The sequence below is a fragment of the Amycolatopsis albidoflavus genome (genome assembly GCF_039525725.1).
GTDB lineage: Bacteria > Actinomycetota > Actinomycetes > Mycobacteriales > Pseudonocardiaceae > Amycolatopsis > Amycolatopsis albidoflava.
The window spans coordinates 38873-65304 of sequence record NZ_BAAAHV010000024.1; the positions used below are offsets into that span (position 1 = coordinate 38873).

Genomic DNA, 26432 nt, shown 5'->3' on the forward strand with positions numbered 1-26432 from the left:
CTGATACATTGATGCATATCAGCGATAAAGAGACGGAGGAGTCACCCATGACCGGCCACACTCTCGAAGGCAAGAACGTCCTGGTCGCCGCCGGGGCGAAGAACCTGGGCGGGCTCATCAGTAGGCAGGCCGCGCAGGCCGGCGCGAACGTCGCGATCCACTACAACTCCGCGTCGACCCGTCCGCAGGCGGAGGAGACTCTCGCCGCGGTCGAGGCGGCCGGCGGCAAGGGCGTTCTCCTGACCGGCGACCTCACTGTCCCGGCGAACGTGGCGAAGCTGTTCGCGGATGCCGAGGCCGCGCTCGGGAAGATCGACGTCGCGGTGAACACGGTGGGCAAGGTGCTGCGCAAGCCGATCACCGAGACCACCGAGGACGAGTACGACTCGATGTTCGACATCAACTCGAAGGCGGCGTACTTCTTCATCAAGGAAGCGGGCAAGAACGTCGCCGACGGCGGCAAGGTCATCACGATCGTGACCAGCCTGCTCGCGGCGTTCACCGACGGGTACTCGACCTACGCGGGCGGCAAGAGCCCGGTCGAGCACTTCACCCGCGCCGCGGCCAAGGAATTCGCCCCGCGCGGGATCTCGGTCACCGCGGTCGGGCCCGGCCCGATGGACACGCCGTTCTTCTACGGCCAGGAAACCCCGGAACGGGTGGAATTCCACAAGTCGCAGGCGATGGGCGGGCAGCTGACCAAGATCGAGGACATCGCCCCGATCGTGTCGTTCCTCGCGACGTCCGGCTGGTGGATCACCGGGCAGACTGTCTTCGCCAACGGCGGTTACACCACCCGCTGAGTTTCACCCGCGACAGCAAGGGAAACGCAATGTCCGAAGTGGAGATTCCGGAACCGGTGGCGTCGTTCGTCGACGCGGTGAACCGGCACGACGACGCCGCGTTCCTCGACGCGTTCACCGAAAAGGGCGTCGTGGACGACTGGGGCCGGTCGTTCAGTGGCCGCACTGAGATCAAGGGCTGGAGCGACGTCGAGTTCATCGGCTCGCGCGGCGTCCTGACCCCGGAGGAGGTCACCGTCTCCGGCGACACCGTCACCGTCGTCGGGGATTGGCGCAGCAACCACGCCAACGGACGGTCGAAGTTCGTCTTCGACGTCGACGGCGACCGGCTCGCGAAGATGACCATCCGCGAAGGCTGACCGGCCGGGGCGTGGGCGTCCCACCGCGGAACGCCCACGCCCCGGGTCAGTTGGTGCCCAGGTACGCCTGGTGCAGCGTGTCCGGATTGTCCAGCAGGGGCTGCGATTCCCCGGCGTAGGTGACCTTGCCGGAGGAGACGACCAGAGCTTCCTGCGCGACTTTCAGCGCCAGGTGGGTGAATTGCTCCACCAGGAGGATCGCCGCGCCCGCGTTGGCGAATTCGGTGACCGCCGGGAGAAGCCTGGTGAAGACGGCGGGAGCCAAGCCCAGCGACATCTCGTCGATGAGCAGGAACTTGGGCTTCGCCGCGAAGGCTCGGCCCAGCACCACCATTTGCTGCTCGCCGCCGGACAGCAGTGCGGCGGGCGAGTTCTTGCGCTTCTCCAGTTCGGGGAAGAGCGCCAGGACTTCGTCCACCCCGGCGGGGGTTTTGGCGGTCAGGCGCAGGTTTTCCAGCACGGTCAGGCTGGCGAAGACCGCCCGTCCTTGCTCGACGTGCGCCAATCCGAGCCGCGCTCTGGACACCCGCGAGTGCTTGGTGACGTCGGTGTGTCCGACGTGGATAGTCCCGGAGGCCGCGGGAATCACGCCGGACAACGCTTCCAGCAGGCTGGTCTTGCCCGCGCCGTTGGGGCCGACCAGCGCGGTGATCTTGCCCGGTTCCAGGGTCAGGCCGACGTCGGCGATGACGGGTCCCGCACCGCGCGTGACGGTCAGGTTTTCGATGCGCAGCGTGCTCACAGCATCTCCGTTTCGCCCAGGTATGCCTTCAGGACCGCGGGATCGGCCAGCACTTCCGCCTGCGGGCCGCTGGCCAGCACCTCGCCGAAGTCGAGCACGGTCAGGGTGTCGCAGACGGACCGGACCAGGTCGAGGTCGTGTTCGATGATCAGCACCGAGACGCCGAATCTGGCCGGGACCTGACGCAGGCGTTCGCCGAAGGCCACGTGTTCCTCGTGCGGGAGACCCGCCGCCGGCTCGTCCAGGAGCAGCACCTGGGGCTTTGCCATGAGGTGGCCGACGACCTCGACCAACCGGCGTGCGCCCACATCGACCCGGTCCAGCGGCGTTCCCGCTGGCGGGCAACCGAAGAACTCCAGCGCGGCAGCGACTTCGGCGGCGGGCGGGCGTCGGCGGGCCACGAAACGGACGTACGCCTCGATGGTCAGTCCCGACGGGACCCGGTCTTGCTGGAAGGTACGGCGGAGACCGGAGCGGGCTCGTTGTGTCGGGTTGCCGGTGAGTGGGCGATCGGCCAGTTCCACGGTCCCTTGAGCTTGGGGCAGGAAGCCGCTGATGGCGTCGACCAAAGTGGACTTCCCGGCGCCGTTCGGGCCGATTACGCCTAGTACTCCGCCCTTCGGGACGGCTAAGTCCACTCCGGACAGTGCCTTGACTTGGCCGAAAGTGACGCTCAAACCGCGGACCACCAGCACCGGTTCGCCGGGTGGCAAGCGCGGAGGTTCTTCGTCCAGCGCGGTGATTTGGACGCCAGCGCTGGCCCTCGACCGGCGACGCCAGAGTTCGCGGATCGCGGTGCCCAGGTTGCCGCGTCCGGCCAGAGCCTGGATGCCCAGCAGGCCGAAGATCACGTAACCCCAGTCTTGCGGGACTCCCCATCGCTTCAGCAGCTCCGGTACGGCGACCCACAGGACAGCGCCGAACACTGCCATGTCAATCAGGTGTGCACCGGACATGATGGCCAGCACGTACAACGCCAGCGACTGCAGCGGAGCGAAGCTGGTCGGGAAAGCGAACCCGACCTGCGCGGTGAGCAGACCGCCGCTGATGCCGCCCAGAGTGGCGCTGACCGCGAAGGCGGAGAGCTTGGCCGTGCGGACGCTGGCTCCTGCCGCAGCGGTGCCGCGTTCGGAGAACGCCACCGCGGCCCAGCTGCTGCCCCACGGACCGCGCCGGAGGAAGTGCACGACCAACGCGCAGATGATCAGGACGATCACGCAGAGCAGGAAATACGCGTTGTCGTCGGCGACCAGGGACGGCCGGTCCACCGAAACGCCGTCGGTGGTGCCGGGGAACTGGATTTCCACCAGGGTGACATCGGCGGCCGCGGCCAGACCGAGCGTCACCACCGCCAGGTTGATCCCGCGCAGACGCAGCGCGGGAAGTCCAATGAGGACACCGACCACGCCTGCCGCGAGACCGCCCAGAAGCAGCCAGAAGAGGAAGCCGCCAGGAGCGTTGGCGACATTCAGTGCGGAGACGACCCACGCGCCGATCGCGCCGAAAGTCAGCTGGCACAAGGAGATCATGCCGGCGCTGCCGGTCACGACGCCCAAGCCGAGCAGGGCGATGGCGGCTACTACGACGCTTACGCCGAGGTAGGCGAAGTAGCCGTTGAGGCCGACAGTCAGGCCGATTCCGACCAGCACCGCGACCACCGCGACGACCAGTGGGGTTCCGAAGCGGGACACTGCGCCCCGGTCAGCGAGCTGCATCCCACACCTCCTTGCGCTGAGACCACACGAGCAGGCCGACGATGGCCAGGAACGGGACGAAATTCCGCACTACCGAAAGCTGGTCGACCTGCGCGAGCGCGCCCTGCAGCATGCCGAGCACCAGCCCGCCGACGACAGCGAGGTCCAGCCGGCGGAACCCGCCGAGCAGGGCCGCCGCCGCGGCGGGCACCACCAGCATGGCCAGCGAGGTGGCGTCGTTCGACTGGGACGGGGCGACGATCACGATGATGATGGTGCTGATCAGGCCGGTGGCGCCCCAGACGGCGGCGCTGAGCCGTTTCGCGGGGATACCCAGCAGCTCAGCGGTCGTCGGGCGTTCCGACAACGCGCGCAGTGAGATGCCGACGGGCGTTTTGGTCAAGATCAGCCGTGCGGCGAAGGCGATCACCACCGCCAGCGCGACCGTCACGACGGTCACCTGGCTGATCACCACGCCGCCGACGGTGAAGGCCGGACCGGCCAGCAACGCCTGGAACGGCTGCGGTTTGTTGCCGAACAGGATGAACGACAGCGAAATCAACAGCAGCAGCACCGCGACGGTGACCGCCGAACGGGTGCCGGTGCCTGCTTCGGCCAGCCAGGTCGAGACGACCCAGCCGATCAGCACGCTCAGCAACCCGCCCAGCAGCACGCCGAGCACCACCGCCAGCCACTCCGGCAGTCCGCCGTGGACGGACAAGGCCACCCCGACGTAACTGCCGAACATGCCGGTGGCCGCCTGGGCGAAGTTGACGACGCGGACCAGACGGGACATCAAGGTCAGGCACACCGCCAGCACCGCGTAAAGCCCGCCGGCGGCCAGCCCGGCCAGCGCTCCCTGCACCATTGCAGTTCTCCTCTTTCCAGAGTGGATCGGGCTAGCGCCGCGGAATCCGCAGCCAGTCGGTACCGGCGATTTCCCACCGGTTCGTGCCCGTCGCGAGCTTGACCGGCCAGCCCGCGATGTTGTCGTGGTGCGTCTGCCCGGGGCCGAACACGTACGGCGTGCCGACCATCGGATCGGTGATCGGTTTCATCTCGCGCAGCGCCTTCGTCACCGATTCCCGCGTGATGTCCCCCTGCATGCCGTTGAGCACCTGCAGGAAGTACTTCGCCGCGAGGTAACCGCCCTGGCTGAACGAGGTCAGCGGAATGTTGTTGCGCGTCATGAGATCCCGCCACTCCTTGGTGCGCGGGCTCGACGGGTCGGTGAACGGGTAGAACTCGGCGGGGACGTAAACGCCCTTGCCTGCGTCCGAAACCGCCTTCGCGTACTGTTCACTGTAGACACTCGTGAGCAGCAGCCAGGTCACATCTTTCCAACCCTGTGCCTGCGCGGCTTTCAGCTGGCCGATCGAGTCCGGCTCGACCGGGTTGACCGTCACCGCTTTGCAGCCGGCCGCGCGGGCCTTGACGATGTACGGCGTGTAGTCGGAGCCGTTGTACGGCACGGTGGCGTCGACGTACTTCAGTTTTTTGCCGGTGATTTTCGACCATTCGTCGATGGCCGCGCGGTAGTATGGCAACGTGTTCCCGGCGATTTCCAGCAGTGCGCACATGTCCTGCAGGTGCAGCACTTCGGAGCCGTACAGCAGGGTCAGCGTCATGTCGTGGAACGGACCGACGTTGGCGGGCCCGATGTTCGGGCTGGTGAAGCACGACGGGTCGACGCCGATGCCGGAGATGGAAAGCACCTTCTCCTGCTGGTAGTACTTCGCGTTGATCTGGCATTCGATGAGGCTGGACGAACCGACCAGCGCGACTGCCTGATCGCCGCCGACGATTTCGCGCGCGGCGGCCGCCGCTGCCGCCGGGTCGCCTTTGTCGTCGATGGCGTGGTATTCGATCTTGCGCCCGTGCACGCCGCCCGCCGCGTTCGCCGCGTCGAAGACGGCCTTGGCGGCCTGGGAGGATTCCGGGAAGGTGGCGGGTCCGCTCAGCGCGTTGACCGAGCCGACCACGATCGGTCCGTTCGGATCGGCGGTGCCCGCGCAGCCCGCCGCGACCAGCGTGACGAGCACGGCCGAGGCGAGCGCGGGCAGGAACTTTCTCATCATGGCTCGGCTTTCCGGTCCACAGTGACCAGAGGGGGAGGGGAGAAGGGGGGCGGTGCCGGGGGAAGGACCGGCACCGCCGTTTCGCGAGAGACTCAGTCGGTCGCCGCGGCGACCGGGGCGGAATCGACGATCTGCTCGAAGCTCGCGACCTTGTCGCCGTCGAACTTCCACACGTGCGCGACCCGGGCGGTGAAAGCCTTGCCGGACTTGCGATTCGTGCCGGTGTACGTCCCGAGCCCGACAATCGAGTCACCGGCGTCCAGCAGCGCGGACAACGTGAACTGGTAGCCGTCCCAGTCGCGGGCGATCGCCTCGAAGACGTTGCGCTTCACCTCGTCCGGGCCGGTGTAGGTGCCCGCGTAGGGGAATCCGGCGGCCTCGGTCCAGGTGGTTTCGGGGCCGATCGGGGCGAGCATGCCGTCGAGGTCGCCGCGATCGCTGGCCTCGTAGTGCGCGGTGATCACGTCCAAATTGGACACAGGAGAACTCCTTAGACAGGCTGGACGTCGGGGTAGCTGATCGAGCCGAGCGGGTAGATGTGCCCGCCCGCGCGGGAATGCTCGGACCGGCCGTCGCCGGTGATGCCGAGGAAAACGCCGGTGGTGCGCAGGTCGTAGCCGAGGTCGTGCAGCCACACGCTGGCCACCGCGATGCGGAACTCCCGGAAGCAGAACAGGTACAGGCCGTCGGCGAACTTCCAGACGGTCGACATGTCCACGTCGCCGTGCCCGCGCTGCACGCCCTCGACGCACTGCCAGCAGTAGCGTTCGGAGGAGAGATAAACGTGCTCGTACAGGTGATTCGGGCTGTAGCGGTAGACGTTGCGCTTGCCGATGAGGTCCCGCGACGGCCCGGGCACGTCGCCGGTCGGCTCGCCGCCGTCGGTGGTGCCGGCGTGGAAGGTCTGCGAAACCCGCGGCGTGCCTTCGACGTCCTCGTCGCCGATCACCGACCGCACGGTCATCGCGCGGTGCGTGGTGGTCGAGTAGACGACGGTGAGGGATTCGCCCTCGACGCTCGTCAGAGGCAGGTTCACGAAGAAGACGTCGGGACGCACGGCGACCGCGTCGTAGGGATCCTCGACGCCGTTGAGGGTGAGCCGTTCGCCGTCGAGGAACCGCAACTCGAGCTTCGCGCCGTCATCGAGCGTGACGGTGAGCTCCCGCCCGGTGAGGTCCGCGTTGGGCAGCCGGTAGGTGTCGATCCCGGCGGCGAACTCGTCGTAGGTGCGCCATTCGTCAGGGGAAGGGTCGGACATGCCCATCATGCTCGCCGCGCCCCGGCCGGTGAGCGAACGTTCATGCGCTGGCGGGCAACTGCCGGACGCTCGCGGTCAATACCAGGGGTTCGGGGCGGAAACGACAAGCGGCGCCCCCGTTGTCCGGGAGCGCCGTACCTGTTTTGGCGGGCTTCAGCCCCGAGCGCGCAACTCGCTAGGCGACTGCGCGAACGCCGCCCGAAACACCCGCGAGAAATGCGCCGCGTCCACAAACCCCCATCGCGCCGCGATTGCCGCAACCGGACGCGCCGCCAGCAACGGATCCCGCAGATCCCGGCGGCAATGCTCCAACCGCCGCTGTCGGATCCACCCCGCCACCGTCGTCCCCTGCTCCTGGAACAACCCGTGCAGATGCCGCGTCGAGATGTAATGCTCCGCGGCGATCTGCGCCGGACCAAGATCAGACCGAGACAGATTAGCGTCGATATAACTGCGAATCCGCCGCATCAAGTCGTGGTGCGGGTCGGCCGCCGTGCGGTCCAGGTCGAGTTCGGTGGCCAGCATTGTGGTCAGCAGGTCGACCGCGTTGTGCGCCAGCCGTACGCCCACCGGGCTCGTCAGCACGTCCAGATTCCCGCCCAGTTGCGCCAGGAACGGCACCACCACGTTCCCGACGCCGGAGCGGCCGGACATCCGCACCGCGGTGAGCTGACCGACCAGATCCCGCGGCAGATCGACCTGCTGTTGCGGGAACATCAGCACGAGCGTCCGGAAATTCTCTTCGAACACGAGCGAATACGGCCGGTTCGTGTCGTAGAGCGCGACGTCGCCGGGCCGCAGCACTGCCTCGCGGCCGTCCTGGGTGAGGATTCCGGTGCCGGCCAGCATGACGCTCAGCTTGTAGCACGGCCGGTCCGCGCGGGCGATCAGTTCCGGCGTGCGCTCCACCGCGTGCGGCGACGCGGTGATCTCGGTGAGCGCGATCTCGCCCGCCTCGTGCGTGCGGAGCCTGCCGTGGAACCGGTCGCGGTGCTCGGTGCTCACCTGCAGCGGCACGAACGACCGCAGGACAGCGGACCGGAACTCCGTGAAGTCCTGCGCGACCGTGGTCGGCGTCTGCAAGATTGCCGTCATCATGTCACCTCTCCGTCGAAGTGCCGGTACCGCTGCTGATGGTCCGTGAAGGGCTCCTTGAGGGAATCAGATTCCTTCAAGGAGCCCTTCACGGACGGGACGCACCTTAGACCTGTTCGCCCAGTTTGAAACCCCGGGCGGTGTCGTCGGTGCGGGTGTAGGAGAACCCGTCCGCACCGATGGTCACGTCCATTTCCTTCGTCTCGGTCCGTTCCTCGACGGGCTGGAGCTTCCCGTCGAGGTCGAGCACCCGCGAGGCCTCGGTGTACCAGCTCGGCACCACCGGATTGCCCCACCAGTCACGACGCTGGTTGTCGTGCACGTCCCAGCTGATCACTGGGTTGTCCGGGTCGCCGGTGTAATAGTCGTGGGTGTAGATCTCGATCCGGTGTCCGTCCGGGTCACGCACGTACAAATAGAACGCGTTCGACACGCCGTGCCGGCCGGGGCCGCGCTCGATCTGGTCCGATTTCCGCACCGCGCCGAGGTGGTCGCAGATGTGCAGGATCTGGTGCCGCTCGTGCGTCGCGAACGCGATGTGGTGCAGCCGCGGGCCCGCGCCGCCGGTGAGCGCGACGTCGTGCACGGTCGGTTTGCGGAACATCCACGCCGCGTACACGGTGCCCTCGTCGTCCACGATGTCTTCCGACACCCGGAAACCGAGGCCCTCGTAATACTTCCGCGCGGCCGGGACGTCCGGTGTGTTCACGTTGAAGTGGTCCAGCCGCGACAGCGCGCCAGGGCCGTGCACGTCGTAGCGCTGGGTGAACCGCTCGACGTGCTCGGCCTCGTAGAAGAACTCGATCGGGAAGCCGAGCGGGTCCACCACGCGCACCGCTTCGCCGATGCCGCGCGTGGTGCCCTTCGGGACGCGGCGGACCTGGACGCCGAGTTCCCGGTAGTACGCCTCGGCGACGTCAAGTTCGGCTTCGCTGCGCACGCGGTACGCGAGCACGGACAGCGCGGGCTCCGCACCCTTGCGGATGATCAGCGAATGGTGCAGGTATTCCTCGAACGCGCGCAGGTAGACCGCTTCGTCGTCTTCGTAGGTCACCACGAGGCCGAGAATGTCCACATAGAACTCTCGCGACGCCTTGAGGTCGCTGACGATGAGTTCCGCGTAGGCGCAGCGGATGACGTCCGGCGGGGTCGTGGTCATGCCTTGTCCTTCCCGGCCCCGAAGCGCGCCGTGTGCACGTCGCCGAGCGTGATGTGCACGGCCTGCTGTTCGGTGTAGAAGTCGATCGAGCGGTAGCCGCCTTCGTGGCCGAGGCCGGACGCCTTGACCCCGCCGAACGGCGTGCGCAGGTCGCGCACGTTGTGCGAGTTGAGCCAGACCATCCCGGCGTCGATGCTCTGCGCGAAGTTGTGCGCGCGGGTCAGGTCGGCGGTCCAGACGTAGGCGGCCAGGCCGTACTTGACGTTGTTGGCCAGCTCCAGGGCTTCCTCGTCGGTGTCGAACGGCGTGATCGCCACGACCGGGCCGAAGATCTCCTCCTGGAAGATCCGCGCGTCCGGCTTCACGTCGGCGAACACCGTTGGGGCGACGTAGTTCCCGGTGTCGAGACCCTCCGGACGTCCGCCGCCGGCGAGCAGCTTCCCCTCCGTCTTGCCGATTTCGACGTAGCTCATCACCTTGTCGAAGTGCTCCGGGTGCACCAGCGCGCCGACCTCGGTGGCCGGGTTGTGCGGGTCGCCGACGACGATGTTGCGGGCGCGTTCGGCGTAGCGGGTGCAGAACTCCTCGTAAATCGGGCGTTCGACGAGGATCCGGCTGCCCGCCGTGCAGCGTTCGCCGTTGAGCGAGAAGACGCCGAACAGCGTGGAGTCCAGCGCCGCTTCGAAGTCCGCGTCGGCGAACACGACTGCCGGGGACTTGCCGCCCAGCTCCATCGACATGCCCTTGAGCCCGGGCGCGCAGTTGCGGAAGATCGTTTCCCCGGTGGTGGTTTCGCCGGTGAACGAGATCAGCCGGACGTCCGGGTGCTTGACCAGCGCGTCGCCCGCTTCCTCGCCGAGGCCGTTGACGAGGTTGAACACCCCGTCCGGCACGCCGGCCTCGCGGAAGATGTCCGCCCACAGGCTCGCCGACAGCGGCGTGAACTCGGCGGGCTTGAGCACCACGGTGCAGCCGGCCGCCAGCGCCGGCGCGAGCTTCCAGCTCTCCAGCATGAACGGCGTGTTCCACGGCGTGATCAGCCCGGCGACGCCGACCGGCTTGCGGTTGACGTAGTTGACCTGCTTGCCGGGCACCTTGTAGGTGTCGTCGGCCTGCGCGACGATCAGGTCGGCGAAGAACCGGAAGTTCTCCGCGGCGCGCTGCGCCTGGCCGAGCGCCTGCTTGATCGGCAGGCCGGTGTCGAAGGTTTCCAGCTCGGCCAGCTGCTTGTCGCGGCTCTCCACCAGATCGGCGATCTTGTTGAGGATCCGGGCGCGCTGGCGCGGCAGCATCTTCGGCCACGGGCCGTGGTCGAAGGCTTCCTTCGCCGCGGCGACGGCGAGGTCGATGTCCTCGGCCTTGCCCGCCGAAGCCGTCATGTACGGCTTGTTCGTGACCGGGTCGAGCACCTCGAAGGTGTCGCCCGAGACGCTGTCGGCCGGCGCTCCGCCGATGTAGTGGCGGATGTGCTCCGGCAGGTTCTCCGGAACGTAGTGCGCGGTCATGGTCACTTTCCTTCCACGGTGAAGCCGTCGACGGGCGAGAGGTACTGCTCGCCCTGGCGCATCAGTTCGGTGATCCGGGCGATGCCCGGTTCGGTCGGGGTGATCAGCGGCGGCCGCACGAAGCCCGAGCGGATCAGCCCGCGCTGCTCCAGCACCCACTTGCCCGGGGCCGGGTTGGTCTCGACGAACAGCAGGTCGACCAGCGGGTGCAGGCCGTAGTGGATCTCGCGGGCGCGGTCGAAGTCGCCCTCGGTCCACGCGCGGTACATCTCGGCGCTGGCGGCCGGGGCGATGTTGGCGGTCGCGCTCACGAAACCGGTGCCGCCGAGGGAAAGCAGCGGAAGGCACAGCAGCTCGATGCCCGACCAGACGAGCAATTCCTTGCCGCACAGGTGAAGTACGCGGGAGAAGTGCTCGAAGTCCTTGGTGGTCTCCTTGATCCCGACGAAGTTGTCGAAATCGCGGAACAGCCGCGCGACCGTCTCCGGGGCGAGGTCGACCGACGTCCGGCTCGGCACGTTGTAGGCGACGATCGGCAGGTCCGGGAATTCCTTCGCGACCGTGGCGTACCAGCTGTAGAGCGCTTCCTGGGTGGGCCGCGCGTAGTACGGGGTGATGATCAGCGCCGCGTCGATGCCCGCGTCGCGCGCCTCGGAGGTCAGCTCCAGCGTCTCGTCGAGCTTCGCCGAACCGGTGCCGGGCATGAACGGAACCTTGTCGCCCACCGCCTTGGCGACGGTGCGGATCGTCTCCGCGCGCTCGGCCACCGTCATCGCACCGGGCTCGCCGGTGGACCCGCCGATCGAAACGCCGTGCGAACCGGACGCGATCTGCCAGTTGACCAGGTTGGTCAGGCTCTCGTGGTCGACGGCGCCGTCGGCGGTGAACGGGGTCATCAGCGGCGCGATCGAGCCGGTGATGGCGTTCGGGGTACTGCGGAACCTCATGGGGTGGGGTCCTTCCTAGGGAGCTTCGGCGGGCGGGGCGGCCCGCCGGTCGAGGTAGGCGTCGAGGGTGGCGGTGCGGTGCCGGCGCGCGGCCAGCTCGAGTTCGAGCGGGTCGGCGTTCTGCTCGATCAGCACCAGCAGTTGTTCGTGTTCCTTGACGGATTCGTGCGCGCGGCCCGGGACGAAGCTGAACGTCGAATCGCGCAGCGAGGCCAGCCGATGCCAGCCGCGGTGCACGAGGTCGAGCACGTGCGGGTTCGGGCACGGTTCGAAGAGGACTGAATGGAACTCTTGGTTCAGCTCGGTGAACCGGTGCGGTTCGAACTTCTCCAGTGACAGGCGCATCTGCTCGTTGACCGCGCGCGCCCGTTCGATGTCCTCAGCGGACAGTTTCGGTGCGGACAGCGAGGTGGCGAAACCTTCCACCAGGGCAAGGGTTTGCATGGTGTGCTCGTACGCGGTCTCGTCGACCATCACCACCTGCGCGCCGACGTTCCGCTCGAACGTGACCAGCCCTTCGGCTTCGAGCAGCCGGATCGCTTCGCGCACCGGGACGACGCTGACGTCCAGTTCCTTGGCGATTTGCCCCAGTACCAGGCGATAGCCGGGGCCGAAGGTCCGGTCGGCGATCCGGTCCTTGATCCAGCGGTACGCGCGCTGGGACTTGCTCTCGCCTGCTACGGGCGCCACTGGGCGTACCTGGCCTTCCAGTGGTCGTTCATCGGGTAGAGGCCGTCGACGCTTTCGCCGTTCGCGACCTGCTCCGCGATGAACGTTTCCTGGCGTTCCTGTTCGATCGCCGCGTCCGCGATCTTTTCCACCAGGTGCGGCGGAATCACCAGGACGCCGTCGGAATCGCCCACGATCACGTCGCCCGGCTGCACTGTTGCGCCGCCGCAGGCGATGGTGATGTCGACGTCCCACGGAACGTGACGACGGCCGAGCACCGCCGGGTGCGGTCCGGAGTGGTAAGTCGGGATGTCCAGCGCGGCCACGGCCGCCAGGTCGCGGACGCCGCCGTCGGTGACGATTCCCGCTGCTCCGCGGACCTGGGCGCGCAGCGCGAGGATGTCGCCGATCGTGCCGGTTCCCTTTTCGCCGCGGGCTTCCATGACCAGGACGTCGCCGGGGTTGAGCGAGTCGATGGCGCGTTTCTGGGCGTTGAAGCCGCCGCCGTGGGACTTGAAGAGGTCCTCGCGGAAGGGGAGGTAGCGGAGAGTCCGCGCGCGGCCGATGAGTTTCGTGTCCGGGCGGGTGGAGCCGAGGCCGTCGATGGAGACGTGGTTGTAGCCGTTCTTGCGCAGCTGGGCGGAAAGCGTCGCCGTGCCTACGCTGGTGAGCTTGGTCTTGAGTTCCTCGGTGAGCACGAATTCCGCCGGGAGCCCTGCGGATTCCCTGTCGCCGTAAGCCTGTTCGCGCTGGTTGTCGTCGATTTTGGGCTGAGCACTGAACTCCGGGAGCGGCCTGGTGCCCTCCACGACCGGCGTGACGAGACGCCCGGTGGTCTTCGCGCCGCCGCTGACCTCCACTTCGACCGTGTCGCCCGGCTGCACGACGGACGACCCGGCCGGAGTCCCGGTGAGGATGACGTCGCCGGGCTCGAGGGTGCTCAGCTGGGAAAGGTCGGCGACGAGGGTGCCGAAGTCGAAGATGAGGTCCTCGGTGGTGTCGTCCTGGACGAGCTCGCCGTTGACCCAGGTGCGGACGCGCAGCTTCGCGGGATCGACCTCGGCGGCTGGGATGGTGGCCGGGCCGAGGGGAGTGAAGCCGTCGCCGCCCTTGGAGCGGAGGTTGGAACCGCCGTCGGCGTGCCGCAGATCGTATACGCCAAAGTCGTTGGCGGCGGTGATGCTCTCGACGTAGCTCCAGCCTTGGTCGGGGGAGACGCGGCGGGCCTGCTTGCCGATGATGAGCGCGATCTCGCCCTCGAAGGCGAGAAGTTCGGTGCCCGCGGGGCGCTCGATGGGGGTGCCGGAGGCGCTGATCGAGGTGGTGGGCTTGACGAAGTACGAGGGCTTCGCCGGGGTCCTCCCGCGCTGCTCGGCGCGGGACGGATAGTTCAGGTGAAGCGCGATGACCTTGCCCGGCCGCTCCGGCGGGGTGGTGCTCGATACGGGACTCATGGGGGTTGACCTGCCCGGATGTCGTCGGGAGAGGAAGATATCTCAAAAGATATACGATCCTGGACGGTTGGGGCAAGGGGTGGCGACGCGCTGGGCGGAGTGGTACCGCGGTGCCGCACGCTGGCCAGTACTATCTGCGGTACTTGTGGCTCATGGCCCCTGCTGGGGAGCCCTGGACGCGCTGGTGTCGTACAGCGCGGGCTGCGCAAGGCAGCTACAGAGCAGCGCCCGGATGGCTGCTCGGTTTCAGGGTCGGATCAACATGAGCGACAGCAACTGCAGACAACTCAAAGCATCGACACTGGCACCGGGGCCGGTGTACGTCGTTGCGGAGTTGACTTGTTGTTGCTGGTGGTTCCCCTGTGCACTCTGGCTGCCTTCGTCGCCGTGCTCGGTCTGGCGGCGTTCATCGTGCACAAGACAGGAGATACCAAGGGGCTCAGAGACCTAGCCGTCCTGATGCGTGCGCTGCGCCCTTCTCGGCGGATTATGCGTCGGCGTCAAGATGGGCCTCGTGAGCGCCCATCCCGGTCAGAACCGTGACAGGCGCTCACGAGGCTTTTCTCGGCGGGGGCGGGTCCATGAGACGAAGTCCCGGCTCGCCCGGGCGCGGCGCGTACTCAGCCAAAGCGCCCAGGCGAGCCCGCCGCGCCTGCTCTAGGCCCCCTCCTTCCAGCGGCTCACCGGAAGCGCCGGAACGCGATGCCCCCGGTGCCCGGTCATCTCCTCGTTGGCCACCAGCGCATTCAGCACCGCCTCCTCGACCGCCTGCACCACTGCCTCGAAGAACGGATCGATCGCACCCCACGGGATGAACCGCATGCTCTCGTAAGGTTCGTCGTCCGGCCGGGGGAAATGGCTGGTCAAAGCACCCGCGTTAGCCGTGCTGAAGGCCAGGAACAGGTCTCCGGAGAAGTGCGAGCCGGTGGTCCCGGTCCGGGCCAGCCCGAGCGGCACCCGTCGGGCCAGAGCAGTGCACTGACCAGGCAGCAGAGGCGCATCAGTCCCGATCACCACGATCACCGAACCGGCACCAGCCGGAGCGAGCCAGCTCGTGTCGGCCATCGGGTTGTCGTCAAGAAGCTCGGCACCTAGGTGCGATCCGGCCACCGTCAGCTCCGGGCGGCTTCCGAAGTTCGCCTGCACCAAGGCCCCAACGGTGTAGCTGTCCGAACCGTGCGAAACAACCCGCGAAGAAGTCCCGGTACCGCCCTTGAACCCATAACACGTCATCCCGGTCCCGCCGCCCACCGAACCCTCGGCAATGGGGCCGGAGGCAGCCGCATCGATGGCGGAGACGGCGTGCTCAGTCTGGATAGTCGGGGCGTTGACGTCGTTGAGGTACCCGTCCCACGTCTCCGCCACCACGGGGAGCAGCCACTCCGCCGCGGCGTCCGGGCGTTCCCGCACCACCCAATCGATCGTGCCCCGGTGACACTGTCCGACGGAGTGGGTGCTGGTGATCAAGACCGGCAGAGTCAAGGACCCGGTCTCGGCCAGCCAGGCCCGGCCGGTCATTTCGCCGTTGCCGTTCAAGGAGAAAGTGCCCGCCGAACAAGGCACATCGAACTGGGAACGGCCGCGCGGAAGGATCGCGGTGACCCCCGTCCGCACCGACGAGCCTTCGATCAAGGTGGTGTATCCGACCTCGACGCCGGGGATGTCGGTGATCGCGTTGTGCGGGCCGGGCTTGCCGCCAAGCGTCAAGCCAAGGTCGCGGGCGCGGGTCATGCGGGGGCCTCCAGGGAGCATCGGGTCGAAACGCGGGCATAGGAGAGCACCATCGCCTCGGCGACGGACCGGTCGAGCGGCGGCACCGCCTGAGTCAGGTGCAGGCCGTACCCGTCTTCGAGGGTGACGAGGTTGCGGGCGATGGTGACCGGGTCGTCGGTCAGGTCGAAAATCCCGGTCGCGGCACCGGCTTCCAGGATGCCGACGTACCCGCGGACTTGACGTTCGTACAGCGCGATGTGCCGCGCGGAGTAAGCCGGTTCGCGGCGGGCGATGGTGCCCAGTTCGTAGAGCAGCACGCACAGCTCGTCGTTCTTGCCGTTCGGCAGGCCGCTGCCGATCATCGCGCGCATCCGGGCGCGCGGATCGGCCTCCGCCGCGACCGCGGCTTCACGCGCGACGCAGAAGCGTTCGACGGCCTCCTGCTGCACGTCTTCAAGCAGGTCGCTCAGGGAAGGGTAGTAGTACAACAGGGAACCCGGCGACATGCCGGCGTGGTCCGCGACATCGCGCAGCTTCAGGTTCAGCACGCCGCGTTCGACGACGGTGTGCCGCGCCGCGGCCACCAGTTCCGCCCGCCGCTCGGGGGCCTTGCTCGGTCTTGCCATGCCTTGATTCTTTGAACAAATCTCGAAAAATGCAAGTCCTGAACGGATCGAGACCGCAGAAGTCTTGACGTGGCGGGCGTGAGGGCCTTAGCTGAACGCCCGGCTGGTTATTTGAGTTCCATTCAAACAACGTACTTGAGCAACGACTTGATGGAGGCCAGCGTTGTCCACCCCCGTCTTGCGCCGCGGGTTGCGCACCCTCGGCATGCTGCTGATCACGCTTTCCGCGATCAGCCCGGCGTCCTCGGTGTTCGTCATCGCACCGGGCGTCCTCACCGGCGCCGGATCGGGCGCCTTCTACGCCTTCCTCGCCGCCGCCGTAGTCGGCATCTTCATGGCCTTCGTGTACGCCGAACTGGGCTCGGCCTTCCCGTCCGCGGGCGGCGAGTACACGATCGCCGCGCGCACGCTGGGCAAACTGCCCGGATTCATGGTGCTGGGCATCATGATCGTGACGCAGGTGCTGATCGTCGCGGTGATCGCGCTCGGCGTCGGCCAGTACCTGAGCGTGGTGCTGCCCGGCGTGTCCCCGGCGGTCGTGGCGGCGGTGACGTGCGTGCTCGCCGCGATCGTCGCGGTGTTCGACATCAAGCTGAACGCCTGGGTCACCGGCATTTTCCTCGCGGTGGAGCTGCTGGCGCTGGCCGTGGTCGCGGTGCTCGGGCTGGCCAAGCCGGCCCGTCCGTTCACCGATCTGCTCGCGCATCCGGTCGCCCCGGGCGGCGGTCCGGCGACGATCAGCGCGGTGATGATCGCGACGGCGATCGCGATCTTCGCCTACAACGGCTACGGCTCGGCTGTCTACTTCGGCGAGGAAACCAAGGACGCCGGACGCGGGGTGGCGCGCGCTGTCCTCATGGGACTCGGGGTCACCGTGCTGGCCGAGCTGATCCCGGTCACCGCCGTGCTGATGGGTGCGCCCGATCTCGGCACTTTGTTCAGCTCTCCCAACATGTTGTCGTACTTCGTGCAGGCCCGCGGCGGCAGCACGCTCGACACCGTGCTGAGCCTCGCGGTCGCGCTCGCCATCATCAACGCCGTCCTCGCGATCGTGCTGATCAGTTCCCGGCTGGTGTTCAGCAGCGGCCGGGACCGCGCGTGGCCGAAGGCGATGAACCGCGCGCTCTCGGCGGTGCACCCGAAGTTCGGCACCCCGTGGGTCGCGACGCTGGCGACCGGCTTCATCGCCGCCGCACTGTGCTTTGTGGACCCGCAGATCCTGACAGTCGTGACCAGCACGTCGATCGTCGTCGTGTACGCGGCGCTGTGCCTCGGCGCGATTCTGGGCCGTCGTTCCGGGGCGACGGCCGGGGCGAAGTACCGGATGCCCGGGTTCCCGATCGCGCCGGTGGTGGCGTTGATCGCGCTGGCGTTCGTGCTCTACGTGAACGCGACCGACCCGGTGATCGGACGGCCGAGCCTCATCGTCACCGGCGCGATCGCGTTGCTGGCCTTGGGGTATTACCTCGTGGTGCTGCGTCGCCGGGGCGGCTGGCAGCTGAGCGAAGCGGTGGCGGAAGAGGAGCCCGCGCCCGCGCCGGTACGGGAGACCTCGTAACCCGCTGCCGGACCGCCAGACGCGCAATGCCGAGGTCCGTGAGGGGAACCCTGAGGGACTCAGAGTCCCTCAGGGTTCCCCTCACGGACCTTCGCCGGAACGCAGCCATGCCGCACTGCTGAGGAAAGCCTGCTGCGGGATGATGCCCTGGTGCGGGTTTCAGTGCTGGACACGTCGCCGATCGTCGCGGGATCGACCGCGCGGGAGGCGTTGCAACGCACGGTCGATCTCGCCGAACTCGCCGATGAACTGGGGTATCACCGCTACTGGCTGCCTGAACACCACAGCATGCGTGGTGTCGCGAGCGCCGCTCCCGCTGTGGCGGCCGCACGCGTCGCGGATGCCACGCCACGGATCCGCGTCGGCGCGGGCGGCGTCCTGCTGCTCAACCATCCGCCGCTCGTCGTCGCCGAGCAATTCGGCATGCTCGCCGCGTTTCATCCCGGCCGGATCGACCTCGGGCTCGGCCGCGCGCTCGGCGGTCCGCAACGCGTGGCCGACGCGCTGAACCCCGGCCCGGCGGAGAGTTTTCCCGCCCGCATCAAGGAGTTGTTGACCTACTTCTCCGACTCAGACCAGCCACTGCGCGCGACTCCCGCGCAAGGGAATGTGCCGGGCATCTGGCTCCTCGGCTCAAGCACCGCGAGCGCGCACCTCGCCGCCGAACTAGGCCTGCCGTACGCGTTCGCCTACCACCTCCGCCCCGCTGAAGCCACCGCCGCGACCCGGATCTACCGCGAGAACTTCCGCCCCGGCCACACTCCTGAACCGTCCATTGTGGTCAGCGTCGCGGTGGTCGCCGCCGCGACCGAGGAGCGAGCCGAATGGCTAGCCAGGTCCATTCGGGCTAAAGCGTTGAGCCGTTCGCGCGGCGAGCGGATCTTGTTGCCGCGTCCGGAAGACGCGACCGTGGACCCGGCGATCGGCCCCGGTCCGGTGCTCGCCGGAGCCCCGGCGGCGCTGCGGAATTCGTTGCGCTCAGTCATCGCCGACACCGGTGCGGACGAACTGATGATCACCACTCCGATTCACGACCACGCGGAGCGGAAACGGTCCTATGCGCTGGTCCGGGAGATCTCGGACACTTTGCCGTCGCGCGATTGATCCTGTTTTGTCCGATTGACCGTCGAGAAATCGGCTGTGGCGCACGGGGTTTCCCCAACGTTCAACCTGGCACGGGTTCGCATGTCACTTGTCGTGCCTAAGTTCCTCACGGCTTCGGAAAGTGGGGATTCATGAAAACCAGCGACGCGGTGCGGGCCCGCGCGATCACCAAGTGTTTCGGCGACGTCATCGCGCTCGACGGTGTCGATCTCGACGTCGCTTACGGCGAGATCCACGGGCTCGTCGGCCCGAACGGCGCGGGCAAGACGACGCTGCTCGGCCTGTTGCTCGGGCTCGCGGTCGCCGACGAGGGAAAACTCGAGATCCTCGGCCGCCCGGTCGGCCGCGCGCTCGCCACCCCGGACGGCATTTCCGGGTTCGTCGACGGCCCGGGGCTGTACCCCTCGCTCACCGCCCGGCAGAACCTCGCCGCGCTCGCCTCGCTGCGCGGACAGACCGTCGACCTCGACGACCTTCTCGCGCAGGTCGGCCTCACCGACGTCGCCGACGACCGGGCGCGCGGGTTCTCCCTCGGCATGCGCCAGCGCCTCGGCCTCGCCGCCGCGCTGCTGACCAAGCCGCGGCTGCTGATCCTCGACGAGCCCGCCAACGGTCTCGACCCGGCGGGCAAGAAACACGTGCACAGCGTGCTCACCCGGCTCGCCGACGAGGGTACCGCGGTGGTGCTGTCCAGCCACCGGATGGACGACCTCGAAGCGCTCTGCTCGGAGGTCACCATCCTGTCCGCCGGCTGCGTCGTTTTCACCGGCCCGCTGGCGAAACTGTCCTCCGACGATCGCGAACTGGCCTACCGCCTGGTCACCTCGGACCAGAAGGCCGCGCGCGAGATCGCCGAGAACGTGCCCGGGCTGCGGCTCGACGACACCCAGGCCCCGCGCGGACAGGCCGACGTCCTGGTGGTGAGCGGCCTGGTGCCCGCGCTGGACGACCTCGTCGCGCGCGTCGTCGGCAAGGGCATCGGCGTACGGGAACTGGCTCCGGTCGTTTCGCCGCTGGAGGCGGCTTTCCTGGAGCTGACGGAGCAGGGGGAGAAGCGATGACCGTCACCGAAGAACGGGCACCGGCGCCGGTCCGCCCGGTCGGGCTGGGCCGCGGCTATCGGTTCGAGCTGGTGAAGTTGTTGTCGCAGTGGCGAATCCGCGTACTGCTGCTCGCCTGCTGGCTCGCGCCCGCAGTATTCGTCGCCGCGGTCAGCCAGCAAAGCGACCTGCCGGTGGACACCCTGTTCGGCCGTCTGATGAACACCACCGGCTGGGCTGGGCCGCTCGTGCTGCTCGGTTTCGCGGGCAGTTACGCGCTTCCGCTGCTGACTTCGCTGGTCGCTGGGGACGTCTTCGCCGCCGAAGACCGGCTTGGCACCTGGCGGCACCTGCTGGTGGCGATGCGGTCGTACCGGCGGATCTTCGTCTCGAAGGCGCTCGCCAGCCTCACCGTGATCTTGTTGCTGGTCCTCGGATTGGCGGTGTCCAGTACGGTCGGCGGTCTCGTCGCAGTCGGCGGGCAGCCGCTGATCGGCCTCGACGGACACCTGCTGTCCTCGGGCGACGCGGCGCTGAAGGTCATTCTCGCCTGGATCTGCGTGCTCGCCCCAACCCTTGCCCTGGCAGGGATCGGCCTGCTCGGCTCTGTCGCATTAGGACGGTCGCCGATGGGCTTGCTGCTGCCCGCGGTGGTCGCGCTGGTGATGGCGGTGGCGCAGCTCCTGCCGCTGCCGGTCGTCGTGCGGCTCGCGCTGCCGACGTACGCGTTCATCTCGTGGAACGGCCTCTTCACCGACCCGGCCCAGTTCGGTCCGCTGCTGATCGGCGTCGGCGTGAGCCTGGTCTGGGCAGTGGTCGCGACTGCGCTGGCCTACCTGCTGTTCGTGCGACGCGACTTCACCGATCTGACGTATGACGGTGCGGGTCGTCGCGTACTGACCGCGGGTTTGCTGCCGCTCGCCGCGCTGGTCGGCATCACGGTGGCGGTCGTCGCGGTCGCTACGCCTGCCACGGGCTCGGGCATCGACCAGGCGAAGCTGCAGCAGTCGCTGTCCACCGAATTCGCGCACCTCTACCGGCTCCAGGCCGCGCAGCTGCACCGTCCGGACGTCATGGAGGAGCAGCTCGCGACCAGCACGGAATGCACCAAGGGCGGCGGCCTCGTCGAGGCCGAAGGCCCCGGCAACGACTGGCGATGCGTCGTCTCCTGGCATCTCCCCGGCATCGCGGCGACCGGACAGGCGATCTACCAGCTCGATGTCACCTCGGACGGGCGGTATGTCGCCGACGGCGACGGACCGAAGGAAGTGAACGGCTACTTCCAGGTGCGGACCCCGGAAGGGGACCGGCCCAACCCGCTGTGGCAGTTCGACGGCAACGTCGAACTGCTCTCCTCCACGAAGGGATGAGGACATGCAAGTAACGCGCCGTCGCAGGCGTGGCGGGAAGAAAGACCTCCGCAGATCCCGCAAGCTGCGCTTCGTCACGGCGGGGGCGACCACGGTCGCGCTCGTCGCCACGGGCTCGGGCATCGGCCTCGCCTCCACCAAGCAGTTCGGCACCGACCAGGTCGGCCAGGAAACCGCGAACGGCCTGACCATCTCCAGCGACCAGTACCTCAAGCCGATCGGCGAGCGGCTGGTCGTTCCCAACGGCAAGATCATGTCCTCGACAGTCAGCCCGGACGGCAGCCACCTCGCCGCGCTGACCACCGACGGCGGCATCGCGCTGACCATCGTCGACCTGAAGAGCTGGAAGGTGCAGCAGCTCGTCGGCAAGGACAAGAAGGCCGACCTGCAGCTGCCGGGCAACGACGTCGGCCAGGAAGGCCCGTCGTACTCGCCGGACGGCAAAACGCTGTGGCTGGGCCAGATCGACGGCTACCGCAAGTTCGACGTGAACCCGGACGGCACCGTCGCCAACCCGACCTGGGTCGCGATCCCGGCTGACGGGGCCAAGCATTCCCTTGCCGCTGGCGCGATCTTCTCGCCGGACGGGTCCACTGTGTACTCCGCGGTGAACGGACAGAACCGCGTCGTCGCCATCGACGCCGCCAGCGGCCAGATCAAGCAGAGCTGGACCGTCGGCAACGCGCCGCGCGCACTGGTGCGGATCGGCGACCGGATCTACGTCAGCAACGAGGGCGGCCGCGCGGCGAAGCCGGGCGACACCACGATCAACTCGTACGGCACCGACGTCGTCGCCGACCCGAAGACCGCGGCCGCCACCACCGGCACGGTCAGCGTGATCGACCTGGCGAACCCCGCCGCTCCGGTCAAGAGCATCGACGTCGGCCTGCACCCGACCGCGTTGCGCGCCAAGAACAACACGCTGTTCGTGGCGAACACCGGCGGCGACAGCGTTTCGGTGATCGACGCGCAGCGCAACGTCGTGGTGCAGACCATCGCGACGCAGCCGTGGCCGGAGGCGAACGTCGGCTACGAGCCGACTGACATCGCGCTCACCGACGACGGCCACCTGCTGGTGACCCTCGGCCGGGCGAACGCGGTCGCGGTCTACCGCTACTGGTTCCCGCAGGCCCCCGCCGCCTTCATCGGGCTGCTGCCGACGGACTACTTCCCGTCCGGCATTTCCGCCTCGGGCAAGAACATCCTGGTCGCGAACACCCGCGGCATCGACGCCCGCCGCCCGACCACCGCGGCCGGGCACGCCACGCACGACACCACGTCGAGCCTGCAGCGGTTCACCCTGCCGACCGACTGGCAGACCTGGGCGCAGACGTACCAGGTGTTCAAGCAGAACGGCTGGACGCCCGGTTCGGTGCAGAAGGCTAACGGCAACCGCAACGTCAAGCCGGTTCCGGTGCCGCAGCGCCTGGGCGACCCGTCCACGATCAAGCACGTTTTCCTGCTGGTCAAGGAAAACCGGACGTACGACCAGCTCTTCGGCGACATGAAGAAGGGCAACGGCAACCCGGCGCTCGCGCAGTTCGGCCAGGCCGTCACGCCGAACCAGCACGCGCTGGCCGACCAGTTCGGGTTGTACGACAACACCTACGACATCGGCACGAACTCGGCCGAGGGCCACAACTGGCTGATGCAGGCGGACAACCCGGAGTACACCGAGTCGTCGGCCGGCGAGTACAAGCGCAGCTACGACACCGAGGACGACGCGCTGGGCCACCAGCGCAGCGGCTTCCTGTGGACCGGGGCGCAGGCGGCGGGCAAGACCGTCCGCGACTTCGGCGAGTTCCAGCAGTTCCTGACCAAGCCCGCGGGCGCGAGCTGGCAGAACCTGTACTGCGACTCGAAGAACATGGCCGCGACCGGCGAGCCGACCGCCTACCCGCTGGTCTCGTCGTCGCCGATCCCGTCGCTGAACAGCGTTTCGGTGCCGGGCTTCCCGAAGTTCGACACCGACGTGCCGGACCAGTACCGGTACGAGATCTGGAAGAACGACTTCGAGAAGAACGGCCCGGCCAACCTGAACATGTTCTGGCTGTCGAGCGACCACACCGGCGGCCCGCCGAGCCCGGCCGCGCAGGTCGCCGACAACGACCTGGCCGTCGGCAAGATCGTCGACAAGATCTCGCACAGCCAGTACTGGAAGGACTCCGCGATCTTCGTGGTCGAGGACGACTCCCAGGCCGGGCTGGACCACGTCGACGGGCACCGGGCGCCGATCCAGATCATCAGCCCGTACGCCCAGCGCGGCGCGACCGACAGCCGGTACTACTCGCAGATCACCATGATCCGCACCATCGAGCAGATCCTCGGGATCCACCCGATGAACCAGAAGGACAGCGCGGCCACCCCGATGGCGACCGCGTTCACGCAGAAGCCGGACACCACGCCGTTCACCGCGGTGCCGAACCAGACGTCGCTGACCGCGGGCCTGAAGACCCCGCCGTCGTGCGGCACGGACAACGTCCCGACGGCCTCCACCGCGGCGGCGTCGACGGCGGTGCCCGCGGACAAGCAGCAGCTGGCGCAGCAGTGGCAGCAATGGCAGTCGCAGCAGAAGCTGACCGGCCCGAACGCCACCGCGGACTACGCCAACCCGGCGCAGATGGACCACTTCACGTGGTACCAGGTGCACGGGTGGAGCCAGCCGTATCCGGGCGAGGACAAGATCTTCGCCCCGGACCAGGTGCCTGGGGCGTTCATCCCGTCGGCTGAATCGGACGGCTGATTCGTTAGCTGGTAAGGGAAAGCCCCTGTCCGCTTTGTTAGCGGGCGGGGGCTTTTCTTTGTCTCAGGCGGGCAGCGGGGTGGCTGCGGCCGGGGAGAGGCCGTCGAGCAGTAGGGCGAGATAGCGGGGCCAGCTCGCGCCCGCCACTGCGGTGACCATGGTGATCAGGCAGGGGAGGGCTTCGAGCGTCACGTCCGCGCACACTGCGCCGGATTCCTGCGCGGGCAGCACCTCGCCGAACGCTCAGGTGCGTTCGCGGTTAGCCGGTAAGGGAAAGCCCCTGTCCGCTTTGTTGGCGGGCGGGGGCTTTCTTTGTCTCAGGCGGGCAGCGGGGTGGCTGCGGCTGGGGAGAGGCCGTCGAGCAGCAGGGCGAGATAGCGAGGCCAGCTCGCACCCGCCACCGCGGTGACCATGGTGATCAGGCAGGGGAGATCCTCGAGCGTCAGATCGGAACGCACCGCCCCGGATTCCTGCGCGCGGGACAGCACCTCGCCGAACGCCCCCAGATGCCGCCCGGCGATCGAGGCGGCGAGGGCGTTCCCGTTGACCAGCGCGAGGATCCCCGGGTGCTCGCGAAACGCGGCGACCCCGCTCTCCAGCACGATTTCCAGCGCCCGGCGCGGATCCGGCTCAGCGTCGACACGAACGCGGATCGGCTCCGCTTGCTCGGCGAAGTAGTCCTCGAGCACTGCGGTCAGCAGGTCGTCCTTGGTCGGGAAATGCCGGTAGAGCGTGCGCGCGCTCACCCCTGCGGCCTGCGCGATCTTGTCGAGCCAGACGTCGCCGCTGCCTTGGACCGCCGTGCGCGCCGCGGCGAGGATGGCGCGCCGGTTGTGCTGGGCGTCGGCTCGCGAACGTTCGGTTCTGGGCACGGGCGTCACGCTAGCACCGCCGAGCTAAATGTCAGTCGACTGACATTTAGGCTACGGTGGTCGCATGGACCACGGAATCGTCACCTTCCTCACCGACTACGGCATCGCCCCCGTCCGGCTCGGGCAGGCGGTGGAGGAGCGCGGCTTCGGCTCGCTGTTCCTCACCGAACACACCCACATCCCGGCCAGCAGGCTCACCCCGTACCCGGTCGGCGCCGCGGAACCGCAGCCGTTGCCGCGCTACTACTCGCACACTTTCGACCCGTTCACCGCCCTTGCGGCCATCGCGGCCAGCACGCGAAGAATCGGGCTCGGCACCGCGGTGTCGCTGGTCAGCCAGCATCATCCGATCACCTTGGCCAAGCAGGCGGCGAGCGTCGACGTGCTGTCCGGCGGCCGGTTCGAACTCGGAGCCGGCCCGGGCTGGAACGCCGAGGAGATGGCCAATCACGGCGTCGACCCGGCCCGGCCGCTCGCGCGCATGCTCGAACACGTCGCCGCCGTCCGGACGATCTGGACCGAGGACGAACCCGAGTTCCACGGCGAATTCGTCGACTTCGACCCGATCTGGTCCTGGCCCAAACCGGCGCGCCCACTGCCCGTGCTGATCGGCGGGGTCGGGGTGAAGGTGCTGGACCGCGTGCTCAGCCACGGCGACGGCTGGCTCCCGCTGCCGCTGTACCCGATCGACTTCCTGCGCACGCGGATCGCCGAACTGCGCGAGCGGGCGGGCCGCCACGTCCCGGTCACGCTGTACGGGGCCGATCCGGAGAAGCTGACGGACTATGCGGAGGCGGGCGTCGACCGGGTGCTGTTCGAACTCGCGGACCACGAGGATCCCGCCGACGCGCTACGGCAGCTCGACCTCCTAGCGGATTTCGTGAGCTGAGCGGGCTGAGTTCAGTGCGCGAGATCGACCACCACCCGGCGGATCTGGTCGGCTGGTACTTCCTGGCTGCTCACCCGGAATGGCGCCTGTGCCCGGACGCCGATAGCGAAAGTGCACTGGCCTTCGAAGAAGCCAGCGAATCGGACCGCGCGCAAGGACGGCCAACCGGTTGGCTGCGCGAAATAGTCACCGACCTGGGCCAGTACGCGACCAGGTTGGTGTCCGCTGTCGTCAAAACCCTGCGCGGGTGCGCGGATCACCGCTTGCAGGACCGCGTTTCCGGGAACTGGCAAGGGTTTCCCGGAGGGATCCGCGGTCACGAGCGGAACGTATCGCACGGTGAATCCGGCTGCGGCAGCGCCATTGATAGTGAACACGACTTCGTCGTAACAGCCGTGTCGGCTGACGGTGACGAGGTACAGCGCGTTAGTCGTCGAACCGGGACTTTCTTTGGTTCCAGTGCCCCAATTCCTTGTCGGGCCACAGGGTGCGGGCTGACTGTCCGAACGGGACGGTGCCGGACGGTCCGAAGAGGACGGAGCGGCAGTAGCGTTCTGGGCTGCCGTGGTGGCGGGAGCCGAAGTCGCGGCGGGAGCGGACGGTGTGGTGGTGCCCGGCGGTGCTGGGACGCCGGTAGGCCCACTGCATGCGGACAGCAGCAGAATCCCCGCCGCCACCGGGATCTTGCGCAGCACAACGTTTCGCGCCGGAAGCCCGCGGACTTGTGAAGAGTAGGTGTTCATGACGCGCCTGC

25 protein-coding genes are annotated in these 26432 nt (G+C 68.0%); 8 read left to right on the plus strand and 17 right to left on the minus strand.

The genetic code is table 11. The annotated features are described in order from the left end of the window. The first annotated feature begins 47 nt into the window (after positions 1 to 47). The gene (locus ABD156_RS39475) at positions 48 to 803 is read left to right on the plus strand and encodes an SDR family oxidoreductase (protein WP_344286149.1); all 756 of its coding nucleotides are present in this window, start codon (positions 48 to 50) and stop codon (positions 801 to 803) included. 29 nt (positions 804 to 832) lie between these two features. Continuing rightward, positions 833 to 1162 (plus strand): nuclear transport factor 2 family protein, encoded by a 330-nt coding sequence (locus tag ABD156_RS39480; RefSeq protein ID WP_344286150.1) that lies wholly within the window; start codon positions 833 to 835, stop codon positions 1160 to 1162. Between the two features lie 46 nt (positions 1163 to 1208). On the opposite strand, the gene ABD156_RS39485 is transcribed toward ABD156_RS39480, so the two are convergent. The 14 genes from ABD156_RS39485 to ABD156_RS39550 all read right to left on the minus strand — a co-directional run bounded on the left by ABD156_RS39485 (position 1209) and on the right by ABD156_RS39550 (position 16102). After that, positions 1209 to 1904, minus strand: a complete 696-nt coding sequence (locus ABD156_RS39485; protein WP_344286151.1) for an ABC transporter ATP-binding protein — start codon at positions 1902 to 1904, stop codon at positions 1209 to 1211. Then, complete coding sequence (locus ABD156_RS39490; RefSeq protein ID WP_344286152.1) at positions 1901 to 3619, minus strand: branched-chain amino acid ABC transporter ATP-binding protein/permease; 1719 nt, start codon at positions 3617 to 3619, stop codon at positions 1901 to 1903. Before ABD156_RS39490 ends, ABD156_RS39485 begins: the two co-directional genes overlap by 4 nt. After that, positions 3606 to 4466 carry a branched-chain amino acid ABC transporter permease gene (locus tag ABD156_RS39495; protein WP_116199195.1) on the minus strand — a complete coding sequence of 287 codons (861 nt, stop codon included), beginning with the start codon at positions 4464 to 4466 and terminating at the stop codon, positions 3606 to 3608. Before ABD156_RS39495 ends, ABD156_RS39490 begins: the two co-directional genes overlap by 14 nt. 31 nt (positions 4467 to 4497) lie before the next feature. Beyond that, positions 4498 to 5676 carry an ABC transporter substrate-binding protein gene (locus ABD156_RS39500; protein WP_344286153.1) on the minus strand — a complete coding sequence of 393 codons (1179 nt, stop codon included), beginning with the start codon at positions 5674 to 5676 and terminating at the stop codon, positions 4498 to 4500. Positions 5677 to 5768: 92 nt separating this feature from the next. Then, the gene (locus ABD156_RS39505; protein WP_344286154.1) at positions 5769 to 6155 is read right to left on the minus strand and encodes a nuclear transport factor 2 family protein; all 387 of its coding nucleotides are present in this window, start codon (positions 6153 to 6155) and stop codon (positions 5769 to 5771) included. A gap of 11 nt (positions 6156 to 6166) precedes the next feature. After that, positions 6167 to 6934 (minus strand): MoaF C-terminal domain-containing protein, encoded by a 768-nt coding sequence (locus ABD156_RS39510; protein WP_344286155.1) that lies wholly within the window; start codon positions 6932 to 6934, stop codon positions 6167 to 6169. Positions 6935 to 7087: 153 nt separating this feature from the next. Next, a complete protein-coding gene (locus ABD156_RS39515; protein ID WP_344286156.1) occupies positions 7088 to 8032 on the minus strand; it encodes an AraC-like ligand-binding domain-containing protein in 945 nt (314 codons plus the stop codon). Positions 8033 to 8135: 103 nt separating this feature from the next. Continuing rightward, a complete protein-coding gene (gene hpaD / locus ABD156_RS39520) occupies positions 8136 to 9188 on the minus strand; it encodes a 3,4-dihydroxyphenylacetate 2,3-dioxygenase (protein ID WP_344286157.1) in 1053 nt (350 codons plus the stop codon). Continuing rightward, entirely contained in the window at positions 9185 to 10693 is a 1509-nt protein-coding gene (hpaE, locus tag ABD156_RS39525) for a 5-carboxymethyl-2-hydroxymuconate semialdehyde dehydrogenase (RefSeq protein WP_344286158.1), read from the minus strand. The genes hpaD and hpaE overlap by 4 nt, the downstream gene beginning before the upstream one ends. Positions 10694 to 10695: 2 nt before the next feature. Next, positions 10696 to 11640: a 4-hydroxy-tetrahydrodipicolinate synthase gene (gene dapA, locus ABD156_RS39530; RefSeq protein ID WP_344286159.1), complete on the minus strand. Its 945-nt coding sequence runs from the start codon at positions 11638 to 11640 to the stop codon at positions 10696 to 10698. A gap of 15 nt (positions 11641 to 11655) precedes the next feature. Continuing rightward, positions 11656 to 12330, minus strand: coding sequence for a GntR family transcriptional regulator (locus ABD156_RS39535; protein WP_344286160.1), 675 nt, complete (start codon positions 12328 to 12330; stop codon positions 11656 to 11658). Continuing rightward, positions 12318 to 13763 carry a fumarylacetoacetate hydrolase family protein gene (locus ABD156_RS39540; protein ID WP_344286161.1) on the minus strand — a complete coding sequence of 482 codons (1446 nt, stop codon included), beginning with the start codon at positions 13761 to 13763 and terminating at the stop codon, positions 12318 to 12320. Before ABD156_RS39540 ends, ABD156_RS39535 begins: the two co-directional genes overlap by 13 nt. Positions 13764 to 14420: 657 nt before the next feature. Beyond that, entirely contained in the window at positions 14421 to 15494 is a 1074-nt protein-coding gene (locus ABD156_RS39545) for a DmpA family aminopeptidase (RefSeq protein WP_344286162.1), read from the minus strand. After that, complete coding sequence (locus ABD156_RS39550; protein WP_344286163.1) at positions 15491 to 16102, minus strand: TetR/AcrR family transcriptional regulator; 612 nt, start codon at positions 16100 to 16102, stop codon at positions 15491 to 15493. Before ABD156_RS39550 ends, ABD156_RS39545 begins: the two co-directional genes overlap by 4 nt. A gap of 163 nt (positions 16103 to 16265) precedes the next feature. On the opposite strand from ABD156_RS39550, the gene ABD156_RS39555 reads away from it, so the two are divergent. The 5 genes from ABD156_RS39555 to ABD156_RS39575 all read left to right on the plus strand — a co-directional run bounded on the left by ABD156_RS39555 (position 16266) and on the right by ABD156_RS39575 (position 23917). Continuing rightward, positions 16266 to 17660, plus strand: coding sequence for an APC family permease (locus ABD156_RS39555; protein WP_344286164.1), 1395 nt, complete (start codon positions 16266 to 16268; stop codon positions 17658 to 17660). 150 nt (positions 17661 to 17810) lie between these two features. Beyond that, positions 17811 to 18764 carry an MsnO8 family LLM class oxidoreductase gene (locus tag ABD156_RS39560; RefSeq protein WP_344286165.1) on the plus strand — a complete coding sequence of 318 codons (954 nt, stop codon included), beginning with the start codon at positions 17811 to 17813 and terminating at the stop codon, positions 18762 to 18764. A 131-nt stretch (positions 18765 to 18895) separates the two neighbouring features. Beyond that, a complete protein-coding gene (locus ABD156_RS39565) occupies positions 18896 to 19825 on the plus strand; it encodes an ABC transporter ATP-binding protein (protein WP_344286166.1) in 930 nt (309 codons plus the stop codon). Continuing rightward, positions 19822 to 21174, plus strand: a complete 1353-nt coding sequence (locus tag ABD156_RS39570) for an ABC transporter permease (RefSeq protein WP_344286167.1) — start codon at positions 19822 to 19824, stop codon at positions 21172 to 21174. The genes ABD156_RS39565 and ABD156_RS39570 overlap by 4 nt, the downstream gene beginning before the upstream one ends. 4 nt (positions 21175 to 21178) lie before the next feature. Further along, positions 21179 to 23917: a bifunctional YncE family protein/alkaline phosphatase family protein gene (locus ABD156_RS39575; protein ID WP_344286168.1), complete on the plus strand. Its 2739-nt coding sequence runs from the start codon at positions 21179 to 21181 to the stop codon at positions 23915 to 23917. Between the two features lie 63 nt (positions 23918 to 23980). Here ABD156_RS39575 and ABD156_RS39580 read toward each other — a convergent pair whose 3' ends face one another. Next, a complete protein-coding gene (locus ABD156_RS39580) occupies positions 23981 to 24148 on the minus strand; it encodes a hypothetical protein (RefSeq protein WP_344286169.1) in 168 nt (55 codons plus the stop codon). An 86-nt stretch (positions 24149 to 24234) separates the two neighbouring features. Next, entirely contained in the window at positions 24235 to 24789 is a 555-nt protein-coding gene (locus tag ABD156_RS39585; protein WP_344286170.1) for a TetR/AcrR family transcriptional regulator, read from the minus strand. Positions 24790 to 24853: 64 nt separating this feature from the next. Between ABD156_RS39585 and ABD156_RS39590 the strand changes: the two genes are divergently transcribed. After that, a complete protein-coding gene (locus ABD156_RS39590) occupies positions 24854 to 25678 on the plus strand; it encodes an LLM class F420-dependent oxidoreductase (protein WP_344286171.1) in 825 nt (274 codons plus the stop codon). A gap of 11 nt (positions 25679 to 25689) precedes the next feature. Here the strand turns inward: ABD156_RS39590 and ABD156_RS47915 are convergent, their stop codons facing one another. Continuing rightward, a complete protein-coding gene (locus ABD156_RS47915; RefSeq protein ID WP_425546126.1) occupies positions 25690 to 26421 on the minus strand; it encodes an AMIN-like domain-containing (lipo)protein in 732 nt (243 codons plus the stop codon). Positions 26422 to 26432: the final 11 nt, after the last annotated feature.